This window comes from Pseudoalteromonas sp. APC 3250, from assembly GCF_030407915.1.
In the GTDB taxonomy this organism is placed as follows: Bacteria; Pseudomonadota; Gammaproteobacteria; order Enterobacterales; family Alteromonadaceae; genus Pseudoalteromonas; species Pseudoalteromonas tetraodonis.
In genome coordinates this window covers 38,827-56,521 of the sequence record NZ_JASDCM010000013.1, presented here as the reverse complement: position 1 = coordinate 56,521, position 17,695 = coordinate 38,827, and the positions used below count along the sequence as shown (strand labels likewise).

The window sequence follows — 17,695 nt, the reverse complement described above, 5'->3', positions numbered from 1 at the left end:
ACTGGGCTTAAACTTAACTATGACTGCGCTTTCTGAGTTTTTGGAACAACCAACTTAGCCCTACCAGCGACAGCCCTAAGCCAATAAACGATAATGCTTTTAGAAGTCCCGTTAAGTTTGCCATATCAATTAAAAATACCTTAACAATTACAGCGCCAAGAATACCAAGACCAACATTTTGCAGTAACCGTTGCTGTTTTAAATGCCCGGCTATCACGACCAGTGCGCCGAGTAACAACCAAATAACCGAATAGCTATATAGTTCGGCGTCACTGGTTGCTTTATCAAGATAAATAAAGCCACCTTGCCAATATTGGCGGATCAAGGTATTGATAGCTAACAGGGCTAATAAACCAGACACTCCGAGTGTAATTTGACTCAATTTAGCATTTAACGATTTAACTAAACTCGCTAACCATAACGCCAGTAGGCTCGGTACCAACCAAATTAAAATCACCCAGTTAAATATTGGCGTTTCAGCAACATAAAGACGCATTAATAACGGATTATTATCCAGCGTTGTATTGATTAATAACAAGCCAGCTAACGCTGATAAAATCAAACCTGCAGTGCGGTATAACTTACCCAGCTGCCCTGCACTTTGCGCGCGATATAAATAAACGCAGCCTAAAGCAAGCAAGTTACAGCTGAGCAAAACTTGCTCATAAAAACTTAAAGAAAACAACTGAGGGTAGTGCCCTACCAGTTGATAACTGGTTTCGGTTGTCACAAATAACGCTAAACAATGCAGTGCCGCCCCCTCTAACCATATTTTTAGTTTTGAAGTATTAAAACATTTAGCCGCTGCAAAAAATAACCCAATACACAGCGGGTAAACAACTAAGCTCCAATGCAAACCAAAGATAGTTAGATCATCATAACTAGGCGTCCACGGCGATAAGGTAAGGCGTAAAAGTAATGCCGCCACAAGGGCTTTTATTGGCCAGTGTGGCATAGCCACACTGTATTTTTTTATTAATAAGCTCAGCAGTAATACTTGAACAGCCAGTGCAATGGTAAGGCCGCTATCGCTCAGTAGCATAGTAATTGCTAAAGTGATATTGGCGTTTGCTCCCACCCAATAACTAAAACGCTGCCATAAGGTTGTATTATTTTGCGTAAATTTAATTAACACCGCACTCATTAAACATAACAATACCGCCCAAAGTGGATAAGCGGTTGCTAAAGCCGTATTTGGGATCATCGCATACAAAGTGCCAACTAATGCAAACACGCTTAATGAAGCAAGCAAATGAAAAGCTAATCGTTTTGGGTATTTATTACCAAAATAGAGTCCATAGCCACTTAACCCCAGAGCAAGTAATAAGCCTAGCCCATATTCGTTTTTAAAAATAAATAACGCATCATCAAAGGCATAAGTTTGTTTAGCACTGACCACTAGTAACAGCGCAATCACTAAAGAAACCCCTTGCCATGCATCCCAACGGCTATTTTTTAACACTAAAAATAGTAACAAAGCGATGCTTAACAACGCCACGATTTGCCATTGTAAATTAAACAAACTCAATAGCATGGCAATCATTAAAGGCGCCATAAAGGCCAGTAATAATCCGTGATCTGGAAATAAGTTAACTAATCGTTTGAAGCTGTGCGGGCGCACTTCAAGGGTATTAAAGCCCAAGCCTAAGCGTGCAATAGCGATTAAGCCTAAAATACTTAGTAACGCATAAGCGCCTATTAACCACACTGTGTCATAGTTAAATAGAGTGAGTCCGACCAAGTACCAGCCTATATGCCCTACCCACAGTAAATACCACAACCACACTCGCTGTACTTTATGTGCCACAACCGCTGCGGCAACACTCACAAGGGCAACATAAATAAGTAAAGAAAATAACTGACCACTGCCCGTATTTACCCAAATAGGAACACTGTATGCGCCTATAATGCCAATTACAGCAAGTAAAGGACCTAACTTAATCGCCATTGCACTGGCGCACAAAGCAATCACTGCTAAGCCAATAAATGCCCACTCAGCACTTAGCATGCTAAAGCTGTTATAGGCCAAAAACATTAAGGCAAAGCAAGTCATAAAGCCGCCACTGGCAAGGGCTGCAGGAATGTAATTATTAAAGCCTTCAAAAACGATACGTTTATAATGTAAATAATACGCTGCGGCGATTAAGCCAATGCCAAATAATCCACCGGCACTGAGCCTCATTGCAGGTGAAAGTAGCCCAGCCTCTAAACTGTATTTTGCTAAAAATACGCCACCTAAAGCCAAAGCAATAGCACCAATCCAGGTCATCCAATTTTGCTCGAAGCCTGCACGTAATTGTTTAAAAAGCAGTGCAATACTCGATGGTTTTTTAGTTATAGTTTTACGAGCTGATGTAGCTTTAATGCTGGTTGGCTTATAAACAGCGGCTGGAATATCTGAGCTGTGTAGAGGTTTTACATTATCTATTTGAGGATCAGCGGGAGATTTTTCATTTATTGCTGCATTTGCGTTTAACTCAAACTGAAATAGTTTTAGTTTTAATGCGGCAACCTCTTGTTTAAGGGAGTTCAATTGCACTAAGGCTACTAACCCACATATGGCCCCTGCAACAATAACAATAGATATAATAATTGCTAATCCGATTAACTCATCCATACAATTCCTTTTTATCTCGCAACAAGAGTTCCCAAAAATAGCACAAGCGAAGTCTATTTCATAAAATTACGATGTTTAAGCAAACTCAAGGCGATCACGGCCTGCTTTTTTAGCGCGGTATAATGCTTGATCAGCACGTTTCATTACATTATCAAAGGTCTGGTCGCTTGTACGATGTGCAATACCGATACTGACCGTTAAAGAACGCTGATTTTGTACTGTAATAGTGCGAGCAGTCTCTAGGATAGTCTGCGAGAAGTTAAGTACTTCATCAAGCTCATAACTAGGCAGGTAAGCGGCGAATTCCTCCCCCCCTATGCGAGCAAAAATATTTTCATCTTTAAAAAGACGATTCACTTTATCAGCAAACTGTTTAAGCACCTTATCGCCCACATCGTGGCCATAATCATCATTAATACGTTTAAAGTGGTCGAGATCTATAATTAAAACAGTGTAAGGATTATTAACAACCCCCTTCACATGCTGATAAAAGCAGCGACGGTTATACACTTTGGTTAAATCATCTATGATAAATTCTTGCGCCAAGCGGGTATGCATTCGCTGCATAAAGTGCATGGTTTTAAATAAACCATAAGCGGTAATTAGCATACCTAATGTGCGACATAAGTCTTCTACGTAATTACTTATCCAAAAAGGCTGACGTATCACTTCATCGAGCACATCGGCAGTAGAGCCTACAATCCATAGCATTAAACCGATACTGACATATAAATACGCTTTTTTAGCTAACCGTGAACATTGCACTACAAAAAAAATAGCAAAAATCACCACTAAATTAATAAAATCAGTGGTAAAGCCATAGAGGTTTTGGGTTATGTCTAATCGGGGAAAGTACATCAACGAAAAAATTGAGAAAGCGATAATAAACGCCAGCGTCATCAAAATTAACAGCTTATTTAATCTGGTAATTTTAACAAAATGGCTTAACTTTAGACTCACTTTTTCCGGGTTCATCATAGGCGATATTTAAATTATTTTTATAATTACTATTAAAAACTATACCACAAATTATAAAACGGATTGATTTATATTAGTGTGCTAACAACCCAGCCAATAGCAACTAAAATAGTTAACCCAATCATGGTTTTAGTTTTATGTTTACTGATAAGTCGCTCAGCTTGATTGCCTGCATAATATACCACTAACGCTAATCCAAAATAGCGTATAGAGCGCGCAATCGCAGATGCCACTAAAAACAGTGCCAGCGAATACTTAGTTGCACCAGCGGCCAACATCGCAATTTGAAACGGAATAGGCACAATACCTAAGCTTAATACAAACCAAAAACCTTGTGCCTGCATTTTTTGCTTAACGTTTTCAAACTGTTCAGGACTAGAAAAGGTATTAATGATCCAATCGCCCACTACATCAAATAAATAATAACCCAACGCATAACCAAACAACGCCCCAATAACACAGCCGATTGTGGCCATAAGGGCAATTTGCCACAGTTTTTCACGCCTTGCCTGCATTAATGGCACCAGTACTGCTTCAAGTGGAATGGGCACTATGGTGGATTCTAAAAATGAGGCAAACGTAATACCGCTGAGCATATTTTTAGACTCAATAAACTGACGCGTTTTTTGCTTTAGCTTTTTTTGTATAGCCATTAAACATCCTTTTAACTACTGAGATTAATATTTTTAGCGGGTACTGGCATCATCGCACAGTTAGGTTAATCTAACCTGAAAATATAACGCCTTATTATTTATAGATTTAACATTGGCAAAATAGTAATACTTCCCAGAGTACTTTATTATTGCTCAATGCCATTATACTTTTCTGACAATTATTAATTATGCAAACTGCGCGTTTTATTCCTTTTAGAAAGCAAGATATCATAGGCATGTGCAGCCAAGAGCTTGCCGATAGTGCACAACAAACCTCTTTCAAACAGTTTTGCGACGTGCTCGCCAGCCTGATTCATTATAATTACCACTCAACCCTTGAGTCACTAAAAAACAATTACGCACCGTTTGATCCTAATAGCGACACTCGCTCGTTAGCTCCTGTCTCGAAGGAGCAAAAAGCCCAGTGCCAACGCGATTTTGCTAAAGATTTTGCCAACGTATTAAATGCGGCTAATTTTGAAGTGATTACCAATGAAGACCTACAAGATGCACTCAACGAAGAATCGCTTTTTAAGGTACGCCTAGAGGTAGAGTTTGACGACTTTGAAGAAGTGGTCTTTTATCGCAGAGGCGAATCGCAACTCACCGAAACCATAACCAGCTTTTGGGGCTTACGTAAAAAGCCACTGCATTTTACCAACTACGACCGCGTAGCGGTATTTATTCGCTTTAAAGATAAAGCCTATTTTGAATCAAAAAATAAACTACCTATGGGGTTTGAGCCAAGTTCTACCATAGTAAAACTATTTCAAAATGTGCCAAAAGCTGACTTAGAAATGCTATTTCCTAATAGCGAAGTACGGATGCGCCCGATTGATAAAATTATTATTGGCTCATCTGCACTTATTGGCGGTGCGGTGGTGTTAGTTACCAAACTGGGCGCCTCATTACTTTTATTGTTTGCTTTGTTTGCATTTTGGGGAGGGTTTAGAGATGAAGCCGTTACCATGACTCAGCAGCACTTTATTACGTTAGCGATTGGTATTGGGGTATTTGGTAGTTTTGTTTTTAAAGAGTGGAGTAAATTTAAAAACCGCAAAATTAAATTTATGAAAGCGTTGAGCGATAATCTCTACTTTAAAAACCTAGATAACAACGCCGGTGTATTCCACACTCTGATAGACGCTGCCGAAGAAGAAGACATTAAAGAAGCCCTGCTTGCGTATACGTTTTTACTAAAATCTAAAAATGGCTTAAGCGCACACGCGCTTGATGAGCAAATAGAGACGTGGTTTAAAACTAAGTATCAATGCGAGCTAGATTTTGAAATTAGTGATGCGCTTGAAAAACTTGAACGTATGCATTTAGTAACCTGCACAAACACCCTATATAACGCGATAAATCTAGAGCACGCAAAAGCCATATTAGATGAACGCTGGGATAACCTGTTTCAATATAATTAAACTGCACGCTTTACTTAATAACAACGAAAAAGCAGCTGACACTTCAGCTGCTTTTTACGTTATTACCTAATTAGTAATTAGCTAGGGTCTGTTGATCTTTCAAGGTTGAATTTGCAGCAGTTTGTTTGGTATTTAGGCAAGGCGGAGCCTATGTGGTGTGGTTATTCCCCATAAATAGGCGATAACGTAGCATCAATGCCAAACAGGCGCTGCCCTAAGGGTTCTGCCTAGGGGCGATTTACTCTTTGTTGCTCGGTTTTTACTTAGCCCACTAGGTTACAAACCTCGCGCCGCGATTAAACAGCCCCTAGTTTGAACAAATTTTAATCCGCAAAGATCAACAGACCCTAAGCTGTTTGCGGCTTTTTAAATTTTGTATGCACTAACTTATAAAGTGCTGGCAAAATTAATAGCGTTAGTAAGGTAGATGACATAATACCGCCTACAACCACGGTTGCTAATGGCCTTTGCACCTCAGAGCCGGTACCGGTATTGAGCGCCATAGGTATAAAGCCTAAACTTGCCACAAGCGCGGTCATCAGCACGGGGCGTAATCGCTGTAATGCGCCGCTGTGTATTGCATGGTATAAACTTAACCCTTCGTTTCGTAACTGCTTAATAAACGACAACATCACTACACCGTTTAATACCGCAACACCACTTAGGGCAATAAAACCCACACCCGCTGAAATAGAAAGCGGCATATCTCGTAGCAATAACGCCAATACCCCACCGGTCAGTGCCAGAGGTACACCGCTGAATATAATGAGTGAATCACGCAGCGAGCCAAAAGCACTATAAAGTAAGCCAAAAATAAGCAATAAAGTCACAGGCACAACCAACGACAAACGTTTACTCGCCGATTGTAATTGCTCAAACGTACCGCCGTATTCAAGCCAGTAACCGCTAGGTAGGTTAAGTTGTGCGTTCATTTTCGCTTGGGCATCACTGACAAAGCTTGCTAAATCGCGCCCCGCTACATTGGCCGTTACTACCACATTACGCTTACCACTTTCGCGGTTTATTTGATTCGGCCCTTTTTCAATGCTGATTGTAGCCACTTCTCCAAGCGGTACAAATGCAAGCTCAGGGTTACTACTTTGAGGTAATGCAATAGGTAAACGCGCAAGCGCAGAGACATCATCAGACCAACGCTTATCTAAGCGTACTAGTAACGAAAAGCGCTTATCACCCTCATAAATGAGCCCTGTTTGCACCCCACCAACGGCAGCGGCAAGCGTTTGTTGAATGTCGTTTACAGTTAATCCTAATAACGCCATGTGGTCTCGCATTGGAGTAACAGAAAGTGTAGGCAGCCCCTGTATTTGTTCTAAACGAACATCAGTAGCACCGGTAATATTTCGCATTAAACCAGTGGCTTTTTCGCCAAACTGCTTAAGTATGGCTAAATCGTCACCGTAAATACGCAGCGCTACATCGGCACGCACACCAGCAATTAACTCGTTAAAGCGCATTTCTATAGGCTGGGTAAATTCATAGTTATTACCCGGTACCTCATTCACGCGATGACGAATTTGCTGCACTAACGCGTCTTTACTCAGTGATGGGTTTGGCCATTGCTCGGACGGCTTTAACATTAAAAAGGTGTCGGCAACATTTGGCGGCATAGGATCGCTGGCTACATCCGCAGTACCAATCTTCGAAAATACGTTCGCAATTTCGGGTTGTGCTAATAAAGCCTGCTCCAACTGCTTTTGCATTTGCACCGATTGTTCAATACCGGTGCCAGTAATACGCAGCGCATGCATTGCAATGTCACCTTCATCAAGCTGAGGTAAAAATTCGGCGCCCATATTTTTAACTTTAAAGCCAAGCACTAGTACTAAAACCGTCGCAATGCTCACCATCAGCCACGGTAATTTAAGCGATAAGTTAAGCAGTGGCTTGTAGATTTTTTTAACGCCACGCATTACTGCGTTTTCGCTTTCATCTACTTTACCACGCACAAATACGGCAATAGCCGCTGGCACAAAGGTGACAGCAAAAATGAGTGCACCTATTAACGCGGCAACCACAGTAAACGCCATAGGCTGAAACATTTTGCCCTCAACACCACTGAGCGCAAATAGCGGTAAATATACCAACATAATAATTAAAATACCAAATACGGCGGGGCTAAACACTTCTTTGGTGGCTGAAGTGACAACTTTTAAACGCTCACTGAGTGTAAGTAAGCGCCCGTGTTTATGTTGAGCCATCCCTAATTGACGAAGGCAGTTTTCAACCACAATCACCGCGCCATCTACAATTAATCCAAAATCGATTGCGCCTAAGCTCATTAAGTTACCCGAGACTCGATTGCCCACCATACCAGTAATAGCAAATAGCATACTCAGCGGAATAACCATGGCGGTAATAAGCGCACCAGTGATGTTCCCGAGCAATAACAGTAAAATGACGATAACTAATACCGCCCCTTCAAACAGATTTTTTTGAACTGTGGCAATGGTTTTATCAACCAGGTTGGTACGGTCATAGACAGGCTCAACGATAACCCCTGCAGGTAAGCTTTTTTGTACCTCTATCAACTTATCAGCCATGGCTTTGGCAACCACACGGCTGTTTTCACCTATTAGCATCATTGCCGTGCCTAGTACGGTTTCTTCGCCATTATAGGTAGCCGCGCCGGTTCTGAGCTCTTTTCCTAAATACACATTTGCCACGTCTTTAATTCGCACAGGGGTATCATCTCGCTTGGCGATAACGGTGTTTGCTATATCGGCTAAGGTTTTTAATTGCCCTGGCGAGCGCACTAAATATTGGCCGTCAAAGCGCTCTATATAACCAGCACCACGGTTGCTGTTATTAAGCTCAAGTGCACTAATAACATCCTTGATTGTCAGCTTATAAGCAATGAGCTTTTCTGGCATGGGCGCAACCTGGTACTGGCGCTCAAAGCCACCTTGGCTGTTTATTTCGGTTACGCCTTTTACTTTTAAAAGCTGCGGACGAATAACCCAATCTTGCAAAGTACGTAAGTCTTCGGCGTTATACGCCGTACCATCACTTTTTAACGCATTGGGCTTTGCATGCACGCTGTAGGTAAATATTTCACCTAAACCACTGGCAATAGGTCCAAGGTTTGGCTCAATATTATTAGGTAAATCGGCGCGAATACTTTGAATCCGTTCACCAATTTGCTGACGCGCCCAATAAATATCGGTGCCTTCATCAAAAATAACGGTTACTTGAGAAAGCCCATAGCGAGAAAGCGAACGTGTGTAATCAAGCTTAGGAATACCCGCCATCGCCGTTTCGACTAAGTAAGTGATACGCTGTTCGACTTCAAGCGGTGTAAAACCAGGCGCTTTAGTATTAATTTGCACTTGCACGTTGGTAATATCGGGGACAGCATCTACCGCTAAGTTTTGGATGTTATACACACCAAACCCAGCAAATAAAAATGTTAGCGCAAGCACCATCATGCGGCGTTTAACCGCAAAAGAAACAATCCAGTTAATCATGGTACCTCCTAGTGAGCGTGACTTGCGCCGCTTTTTAAAATATCGGCTTTGATCACATAGCTATTGACAGTGACGTACTCACTACCGGGGCTTAAACCTGCGATGACTTCAACCCACTCGCTATTTTTTGCGCCTAAAGTAACCGGGCGTACTTCAAACACATTATTTTTACGCACAAACACACTCGCCATGCCGTTAAACTCTTGAATAGCCTCAGGATTTACACGCACGCGAGCATTAACCTTATCGATACTGACATCAGTATTAACATGCATACCTGGGCGCCAATGACCATCTGGGTTATTAAGCGCTATACGGGCACGTGCAATGTGCCCGCCGGTCATCATAGGCGCTATAAAAAACACCTTACCTTGGGCATTTAAATGGTGATGTAAATCGTACACCGTGGCACTTTGACCAATGGCTAGATTTTCGATGTTTTCAGGAAAGGCTGAGAGCTCAACCCATACTTTATCAAGATTCACGACCTGCATTAACGCGCGAGTACTTGCCAGTTCGCCACGCTTTAAATATTGCTCGGTTACCACACCGCTAATGGGGCTTTTAATACTGTAGTTTTGTAATGTTTCACGGTTGGTGACACTGGCCAGTACCTCACCTTTTTGAACCGTTTGACCAATGCTGACAAAAATATCGCTGATCAATCCGGTATATGGCGCCATAATTTCTACTGTGCCATGCTGTGTAGGTGTAATAACACCGAACAGCGTGTCGGAAATATCAACCTCGCCGCTTTGTGCTATCTCTGTTTTAATGCCCGCGCCTTTAATTGCTCGCTCGCTAAGCACAGTTTGGCCTTCGTGCTGAGAGTACTCAAAGCTGACGCGTTCACCTTTATAATTAGCAGTAATCAAAAGCTCAAACGAATGTGGCTCATTTATAGGTTGCGTGCTAACAAGGTAGCCATTCTCACGGGTAAATTGTATTTTTTGCGGCGTTTCTACTAAGCGTTTTAAGTTTATTTCTATACTTAAATTGTTTACATCTACCGGCTGATTTTGCTCATAACCATATACGCGCAGCTCAACTTTACCTGCCAATTCTTGCAGCTTTAACTCAAGAGTGAGCTTTTCGTTAGTTAATAAAAAGCCGCCGTGTGGACCTTGTTTTTGGGTTTGCTCTGTTTGGTCATGTTCTGCTGAGGCAAATACATGTGTGCTTGTTAAGCTAGCTACAAACGAGAGAAATACTAATAATGCGATAAAAGTGTTGTTCATGATTGAAAAGTCTCAGTTAAAGATTGGCCAGTTAAACGCTCAAGAGTAAGGTGCGTTTGATATAGCGCTGCATAGGTATTGATAAGTGCGCGTTTAGAGTCAAATAGAGCTTGTTGGGCATCGAGCAATTGCAACACCGAAATTTGTCCGCGTTGATAGCTTTTTAAACTTTGCTCAATAAGTGTTTGGGCTTGTGGAATAACCTGCTCAGATAACAACTGCGCCTGTAACGTTTTGCCTTGGTAATAGGTGTACAAGGTACGAACTTGTTGGCGTAACTGAACCCGTAATTGCCCTTGCTGCTCACGTAACAATGCCAACTGACTGTTAGCCGCTTCAATATTACCGCTATTTGGGTTACTCAATTGCAATGGCATAGAAAACGAAAACAGCAACGAACTGGTATCGCTTTGCTGATTGTAGCGCAGGCCCGCACCTACATTAATGTCGCTTTGCCCGTTGGCTTTTTGCAGCGTTAAGTTGGCCGCTTGCTGTAAGTATTGTTGCTGCAACATGGCAAACTCAGGCGCTTGGTTAACTGCATTAAGTAACGCTTGCTCAGATTTAAGCGGTATTAAGGTAGCCATATTCCCTGCGAAATTCGTGTAGCTATGTTGCTCATTCCACAGCTCATTGAGCGATAAACGCGCTCGCTCAAATTCGCTATTTAGCTTAGCTGTCTCAAGCTCAACTTGGCTTAGTGCATAACGCATACGGGTTACATCGGCTTGCGATACAGCGCCGGCGTTAGCCCGTTGCTTTATTGCTTTTAGAGCTTGGCTCACCACGTGATGTCGTTCGCTGTTAAGCGTAAGTAAGGTTTGAAATTTAAGCGCCTCGTAATATCGCTCACCAGTGGTTGCTAATAAAGCTAACCGAGTATTTTGATATTGTATTGCTTGGGCTTTAATGTTCGCCGTTGCGTAATTTATGCGGCTTTGGCGTTTATCTCCAAGCTCTATAAGCTGGCTAAATGCCAAGGTTATTTCAGCGTCTTGCACACCACGCGCATCGTTTGTCCCTAATAAGTTTTCAGCTTCTATATTTAAAATAGGGTTAGGCGAAAGTGCAGCTTGAGATTTAAGTGCGCTGAGTATTTTTTGATGATAAGGGTAGCGTTTTAATAGCGGATTTTGTTGCTCGGTATTTATCAACGCTTGTTTTAGAGTTAGTGTTTTAACATTTGCAAACGCACTGAAAGCAGGCAGCGCGCACAGCATCACCACCAACATAATTGATTTTTTATTCATATAGCTTGTCCGTTTTTTAATAAACAGAGTTCACTTGCAAACCATTCTCAACCTTCGCAAAAAAATAGCGACAGTGTAAAATAGCTAGCAATTTAAACATGCCATAACAGCCCATAAAACGCTTACGCGCAGGCAGCTAAAAGCACAATAATTAATTGAAATTAAATTAAAAACTAGCTAAATGAATTCGGTGGAGGTACATCAGGTGGATAATTTAAACTATGGTAATACACAAGTACTGTGGTTTACTTTGTTGAGGAATAATAGCGTGACTAAGTGTGCTGTAATAGCCACAGTGACAATGTTGGTGTGCATGAATCTCAACCGGTGGCTGATTATCGCTTTGTCCATGGTCATTATCAGCGGTTATAGTGTTTTGTGATAATGCGTTACTTACATGCTCAACGTCTTCTTGTAAATGGTATGCAGCGCCATCACAACTTATAAAGCTGTGCACAAGCACGAGTAACATGACCATTAACAAACGATTTGAGCGCATAATTTAGCTATCTTCTCAGCCTAAAATTGACTTAAATAAACCTAACCAATTAAAGCCACATAGTATATTAGCGGCAAACGACAATAAAGGGCTTTTTATCAATTAATGGCGCCAATTGCGTTTACTGAGGTTAACTATAAAACAAAAAACCACCGGCTTTAATAGCCAGTGGTTTTTTAAAATTAACGCTTAAGCAACCGCATGTTCTAAAATTTCACGGCTTTCTTTTAGCGTAATCGCTTGGTTTTCACCAAGGGCAACCATGCCATGTGCTTCTAGTTTGCCAATAATATTATCAATGGCAGCCGCTTTATCATCACCATGTTCAGTTAGCTGTGTTGCAACCTCAAGGCTGTGGTAAAACGCTTCAATCGCTTGAATTGTTTGCTCTGCTAAATCATCTGTTTGCTCAAGGCCAAATACGTTTTTACCCATTTGCTCTAGTTTCGCTTTTTTAACTGCAAATTGATTGCGCAATAAAGAAGGCTGAACAATAGCAAGCGAACGCGCATGGTCAACACCATAGGCAGCAGTAAGCTCATGACCAATCATGTGGGTTGCCCAATCTTGCGATACGCCTGAACCAATTAAGCCATTAAGTGCTTGGTTAGCTGCCCACATAAGGTTTGCACGCCATGCATCGTCTTGGTTTTCAAAGTTATCGCCCAGTGTTTTGAGCGTTTTTAACAGTGCCTCTGCGTATCCCTCTTGTACCAATGCGCCTTCAGGGAACGTAAGGTACTGCTCACACGTATGCACCCACGCATCAACTAAGCCATTTACAAGCTGGCGCTGTGGTAATGTTTTCATTACATCAGGATCCATAATCGCAAATTTAGGCAGTACTTCTGGTGAAGCAAACGGCAATTTTTGCTTAGTCGCTTCTTTGCTTACCACTGAGTTTTGGTTAGATTCAGAACCTGTAGCTGGTAGCGTTAATACGGCACCAATTGGTAATGCGCTAGTAATTGTATGCTTACCAGTAGGAATGTCCCAACCTTCGCCGTCGTATACTGCAGAAGCGGCAATGTATTTAACGCCGTCTATTACAGAGCCGCCGCCGACACCTAATACAAAGTCGATATCTTGTTCTTTACAAATTTTAACCGCTTGGTCAAGTACTTCAATTGTTGGGTTAGCACCCACACCCGAGAATTCGACCCAATCAAAACCTTCAAGTGCAGCAGCAACTTGGTCATACACGCCGTTCTTTTTAATTGAGCCGCCGCCATAAACAACCAATACTTTTTGATCTTTTGCGATCAAGTCGCTAAGTGCGGCAATTTGCTGTTGGCCAAATTGGATGAGAGTGGGATTTACGTAGCTAAATTTCATTATTTTGCTCCTAGGTGACGGTTAATTTTATAATGCTTTACTTAGTTACATATCAAGTAAAGCTTTGATGAATGCATATTAGTGGCAAAGTTAATATATAAAAAGCCCAATAACTGCCAGAAGCTTGCCTAAAACTACCAGCACTGTTATTTTACGCAAAATATTTTAATTACAGATACTTTTATGCCCATCATAGCCAAAATGTTGCAACAATACGCCGAGCACAATAATTTACTAAGCTTTGAGGGCACCATGGAAACAATTATTCCTGGGGTGTATTTTCATCGCGCTACCAAAAGCTCACCACGCCAACCGCTTATTTATAATTCAGGCATAATCGTGGTTGGCCAAGGCCATAAAATAATTCATTTCCCAGAACATCAAATAAAATACGGCGAAGGTGATTACTTGGTACTAGGTGTACCTGTCCCATTAGAGTGTGAAGCGTTTACTGATAATGACTTACCGGTTATGGGCATTGCTATAGATATAAATCCTGCCATGTTGCACAAGCTAGTTAATCAGATGATGCAGCACCAGCCTTTATCAGTCTCCAGCGCGCACATTGGTGCAGTACAATCCGCCAAGCTAGACTGCGCAATGGAGCAAGTGACGTATAGGTTATTAACAGTTTTAAATAATCCACTTGAAGCTGAGATATTCGGCGAAGATATAGTAAAAGAGCTTGTGTATCGTGTCCTTTGCGGCCCCCAAGGGAATACTTTAATAGGCCTAGCTATGCATGATGGCCATTATGCGCGTATAGCTCGCACACTAGCAACGATGCATCAGGACTATGCAAACCCTATTACTGTTGAAGGTTTAGCTGAAGAGGTCAATATGAGTGTCTCCTCTTTTCATCGTGCATTTAGGCAGGTAACGTTTGAATCTCCCTTACAATACTTAAAAAAAGTACGTTTAGCTAAAGCAAAAGAGTTAATTACCACAGCGGGCAGCAAAGCAAATGAAGCTGCTTTTAAGGTAGGTTACACCAGTGCATCACAGTTTAGCCGTGAGTTTAAACGCCACTTTAATAAAACTCCGAGTGAAATACAGTTATAAAAATAAGATTTACCCATTCATGCGCTATATCAAACTTTATTATTAACTTTTACTAGCAAAGATAACACGTTTTGTTAATATAGGGTAACTGCCATTTTTATAACCCTACTATGCTCAATAACACCGTAACAATAAGGAAGCACTTACATACAACCACCTCCTTATGTATTAAACTTTGCGGTGCTTTATTTTTTATTTTTCTTATCTGCAATACAGCTATTGCAAAAGATAGCTGCAATTTAAAATCTATCGCAAACAGCGTGTCCATTCCCTTATCGCAAGGTATTGCTGCAGACATAAAACTAGAAAAAGGCATTAACCAATTTGAGTTGGTATGTACGCTAAACCAAAGCGGTGTTTTTACGTTTACTCGCCCTGCACTTGAACGTTTTTCGTGGCAACAAAATAACCAATTAAAAGCCCCTTTAAAAACAAATCAAATGGCTATTTTAATGGAACAAGGCAGCTTTAATGCAAAGCTAACTTTAACCACTACTGCCAGCTATAACCCCCGGTTTACTTGGCTAGACTCACAGCAATTTATTGAAAAGGTGCAGTTGTACAATTTAATATTTGGGGTGTTTTATGGATTATGCGCAACGCTTATTTTTTATGCTTTAATAATAGGTTATGGCATTAAAGACGCTATTTTTAAACTGTATGGCATCTATCTTTTTTGTATCGCTAGCTTTATTTTTTTACAAGAAGGCCAGCCCTATTTATTTACCAATGGCTACTTTTCTGCATATATCAGCCACCTTTATACATTAAGCATTGGTTTAACTATAGTCAGTGCTACTTGGTTTATGAGCGCACTATTAGAGCTACCTGAGTATTGGCGCAAATTAAGTTATGCATTAAAAATTATCGCGTTATGTGTACTGACTCTGTGCTTACAAAAAATAGCTTTAGATTTACCCGCTATTACTAATATCACCACAATCGTTACTGGCTATTTGTCACTACTGATTGTGATGACCATTTTTATACTCTCAGCTGTGCAAGCTAAACAAGGCGTTAACGAAGCCAGCTTGGTATTTATTGCCTTAAGCTGTGTATTTATCAGCATGATATTTAGAGTGTTACTAACCGAATACAGTCCTTTTATACAGCGTTATGGGTTTGTGATTGCTTTTACGATTGAATCTCTGCTTCTTGCTATTGCAGTTGGTAGGCGAATTCAACGACTCAGTTATGCTAAAAAACAGGCTGAACAGCACGCTAATTACGATCATCTTTGTCATATTTATAACCGCCGAGGCTGGAGTTTAAAAGCCAATGAGTTATTAAAAAAACACGCTCAACGTGGTGGCGTATTGTGTTTTTTATATATCGATTTAGACCGATTTAAAGCAATAAATGATACCTACGGCCATGATGTTGGCGATAAAGTACTTTGCACGGTGGCAGAGTCAATTAGTCAGCATATGCGCAGTGAAGACGCAGTTGGCCGCTTAGGCGGAGATGAGTTTGTGGCTATGGCATTATTTACCAGCAAAGATAAAATTAACCAGCGAGTTGCGACCCTTGAACAAAAATTAAATGCGCTTAGCTTAGAACACCAAGGCAACACCATCGCTATTTACGCAAGCGTAGGGCAAATAAACTATAGCGAAGCGCCTAAAAATTTAGATGAGGTTTTAAAAGCCGGTGATGAAGCAATGTATCAAAAAAAGTCATTACGAAAAGCGCAGGCTAAGCAAACCTACACTAGAGAAAACGCCTAAAGTAATCGTTTAGGCGCATAATCATTACTCGCCTTTTTTGAATAAGACTTCTGGGTTTACCATGGTTTTCATTTCTAAAACGTTACCATTTGGATCTTCAATAAAAAACGTTTCTTGCTCAAATTCATCACCTACAAAACGGCGGTAAGGCTTATCTAAATATTCGAGACCAGCAGCCGCAATCCGAGTTTTTAACGCCTGAAATTCATCTTCAGATAAGTGAATACCAAAATGCGGTACAGCTACTGCGCCCATATCAACATCATGACGCACTGTTGGTAAGCGCTCTGTGCTTTGATGAAGCGTTAACTCGTTACCCCAAAAATCAATGTCTACCCATCGCCCAGCTTCACTATTACCCGTTTTACAACCAAGCACGTCACAATAAAACGCTTTCGCTTTTTCAAGATCACCAGCTGGAATAGCCAAATGCAAACAGTTAGACATAAATTACCTTAGGTTATAACTTTTAATATATGAAATATGCTGCATTATACATAATTTGTAATTTATAGAACATTAACGGCATTATTTTTAGTCATTCATTGCGTACATTTAATTTAAAGCCACGGTTATTTGCTCTTTTGGAAGCCATATATCGCTTTTAGTCTTAAATCGTCGATTTTAACTATTAAAGCTAAAACTGAACCTTTATGATGTGCGCCTTATGACTAAATTCATACTTTTAAAATTCATCACCTTTTTTATCGGCTGCTTGTCGTGCTTTATAATGCATACCACATTGGCATTACCTATTGTTGTGTCTGCTGCTTTAACAGGCCTTATCGGCTCATTTATTCCGTTTCCTGCACGTTATCAAAACCACCCTTATGCCTCCATTTATGCAGGTAGTTTTGCCGGTATGTGTTCCACCAGCTTAATTAGCAACTATTGGGAAATCGCTATTATTTCTGCCATTGGCGCTGTTTTATATACACTAACACTTAATGTATTTGCAGGATTTGGCGGACGATTAGGCAGTATTGCATTTGCCAGTGTAGCCCTGTTTGTTTTAGCTAAAGGATTGCTGATATGACTATTACATACCCAGTATTAGCCTTGGCTGGTGCTTTTTTTACCTTTTATTTAGCAAAGCATAACCGCTTTGATGCTATAAGAGCCTCAGCTGCACTCTCAATTATTGCCTATTTGATTTTTGCACAGCTGAGCCTCAACGCAGAACTCTATAGTATCGTTTTTTTTGGCGGCACCTTTATTGGCATGAGCGCCCCTCACCGCTTTGGTGTTTATACGCTTGCCAGTTCAGCAATTATCTTTTCATTGTTTTTTGCCTATTTGGTTCCCATTCTTGATGGCTTTGGTGGCGCTTTGGGAATTAGTGCATTTTTATCAGTGTGTATTTGCCACCTTTTTATTTTACTGGGTGCGCCTCGCAGTAAAAAAACTAAAATTTAAGACTTACTGGA

13 protein-coding genes and 1 pseudogene are annotated in these 17,695 nt (G+C 40.9%); 5 read left to right on the top strand and 9 right to left on the bottom strand.

All coding sequences use genetic code 11. The features are described from left to right. Positions 1–13 precede the first annotated feature (13 nt). The 3 genes from QL986_RS13440 to QL986_RS13430 form a co-directional block, all read right to left on the bottom strand. On the bottom strand, positions 14–2,617 hold the full coding sequence (locus QL986_RS13440) for a DUF2339 domain-containing protein (RefSeq protein WP_128583332.1): 2,604 nt from the start codon (positions 2,615–2,617) through the stop codon (positions 14–16). 75 nt (positions 2,618–2,692) lie between these two features. Further along, the gene (locus QL986_RS13435) at positions 2,693–3,592 is read right to left on the bottom strand and encodes a GGDEF domain-containing protein (RefSeq protein WP_128583331.1); all 900 of its coding nucleotides are present in this window, start codon (positions 3,590–3,592) and stop codon (positions 2,693–2,695) included. Between the two features lie 71 nt (positions 3,593–3,663). Beyond that, positions 3,664–4,248 (bottom strand): VTT domain-containing protein, encoded by a 585-nt coding sequence (locus QL986_RS13430; protein ID WP_013465758.1) that lies wholly within the window; start codon positions 4,246–4,248, stop codon positions 3,664–3,666. Between the two features lie 188 nt (positions 4,249–4,436). Between QL986_RS13430 and QL986_RS13425 the strand changes: the two genes are divergently transcribed. Next, positions 4,437–5,672, top strand: a complete 1,236-nt coding sequence (locus QL986_RS13425) for a TMEM143 family protein (RefSeq protein ID WP_013465759.1) — start codon at positions 4,437–4,439, stop codon at positions 5,670–5,672. 347 nt (positions 5,673–6,019) lie between these two features. On the opposite strand, the gene QL986_RS13420 is transcribed toward QL986_RS13425, so the two are convergent. From QL986_RS13420 to QL986_RS13400, 5 genes and pseudogenes are all read right to left on the bottom strand, one after another. Continuing rightward, the gene (locus QL986_RS13420; RefSeq protein WP_290191639.1) at positions 6,020–9,157 is read right to left on the bottom strand and encodes a CusA/CzcA family heavy metal efflux RND transporter; all 3,138 of its coding nucleotides are present in this window, start codon (positions 9,155–9,157) and stop codon (positions 6,020–6,022) included. Between the two features lie 8 nt (positions 9,158–9,165). Then, on the bottom strand, positions 9,166–10,395 hold the full coding sequence (locus QL986_RS13415; protein ID WP_128583330.1) for an efflux RND transporter periplasmic adaptor subunit: 1,230 nt from the start codon (positions 10,393–10,395) through the stop codon (positions 9,166–9,168). Further along, positions 10,392–11,645 (bottom strand): TolC family protein, encoded by a 1,254-nt coding sequence (locus QL986_RS13410; RefSeq protein WP_036956598.1) that lies wholly within the window; start codon positions 11,643–11,645, stop codon positions 10,392–10,394. Before QL986_RS13410 ends, QL986_RS13415 begins: the two co-directional genes overlap by 4 nt. Before the next feature lie 173 nt (positions 11,646–11,818). Further along, positions 11,819–12,144 (bottom strand): annotated as a pseudogene (locus QL986_RS13405) (hypothetical protein). A 189-nt stretch (positions 12,145–12,333) separates the two neighbouring features. Continuing rightward, a complete protein-coding gene (locus tag QL986_RS13400; RefSeq protein ID WP_013465765.1) occupies positions 12,334–13,479 on the bottom strand; it encodes an iron-containing alcohol dehydrogenase in 1,146 nt (381 codons plus the stop codon). Between the two features lie 183 nt (positions 13,480–13,662). Between QL986_RS13400 and QL986_RS13395 the strand changes: the two genes are divergently transcribed. Together QL986_RS13395 and QL986_RS13390 are read left to right on the top strand one after the other, a co-directional pair. Continuing rightward, entirely contained in the window at positions 13,663–14,541 is an 879-nt protein-coding gene (locus tag QL986_RS13395) for an AraC family transcriptional regulator (RefSeq protein WP_036956599.1), read from the top strand. Positions 14,542–14,801: 260 nt separating this feature from the next. Then, positions 14,802–16,268 (top strand): diguanylate cyclase, encoded by a 1,467-nt coding sequence (locus tag QL986_RS13390; protein ID WP_290191638.1) that lies wholly within the window; start codon positions 14,802–14,804, stop codon positions 16,266–16,268. Positions 16,269–16,292: 24 nt separating this feature from the next. On the opposite strand, the gene QL986_RS13385 is transcribed toward QL986_RS13390, so the two are convergent. Next, positions 16,293–16,715 (bottom strand): VOC family protein, encoded by a 423-nt coding sequence (locus tag QL986_RS13385; protein WP_024601311.1) that lies wholly within the window; start codon positions 16,713–16,715, stop codon positions 16,293–16,295. 283 nt (positions 16,716–16,998) lie between these two features. Here QL986_RS13385 and QL986_RS13380 point away from each other — a divergent pair, with 283 nt between their 5' ends. Next, positions 16,999–17,304 (top strand): hypothetical protein, encoded by a 306-nt coding sequence (locus QL986_RS13380; protein ID WP_008111425.1) that lies wholly within the window; start codon positions 16,999–17,001, stop codon positions 17,302–17,304. Beyond that, a complete protein-coding gene (locus QL986_RS13375) occupies positions 17,301–17,684 on the top strand; it encodes a hypothetical protein (RefSeq protein ID WP_008111424.1) in 384 nt (127 codons plus the stop codon). The genes QL986_RS13380 and QL986_RS13375 overlap by 4 nt, the downstream gene beginning before the upstream one ends. The last annotated feature ends 11 nt before the right edge of the window (positions 17,685–17,695 follow it).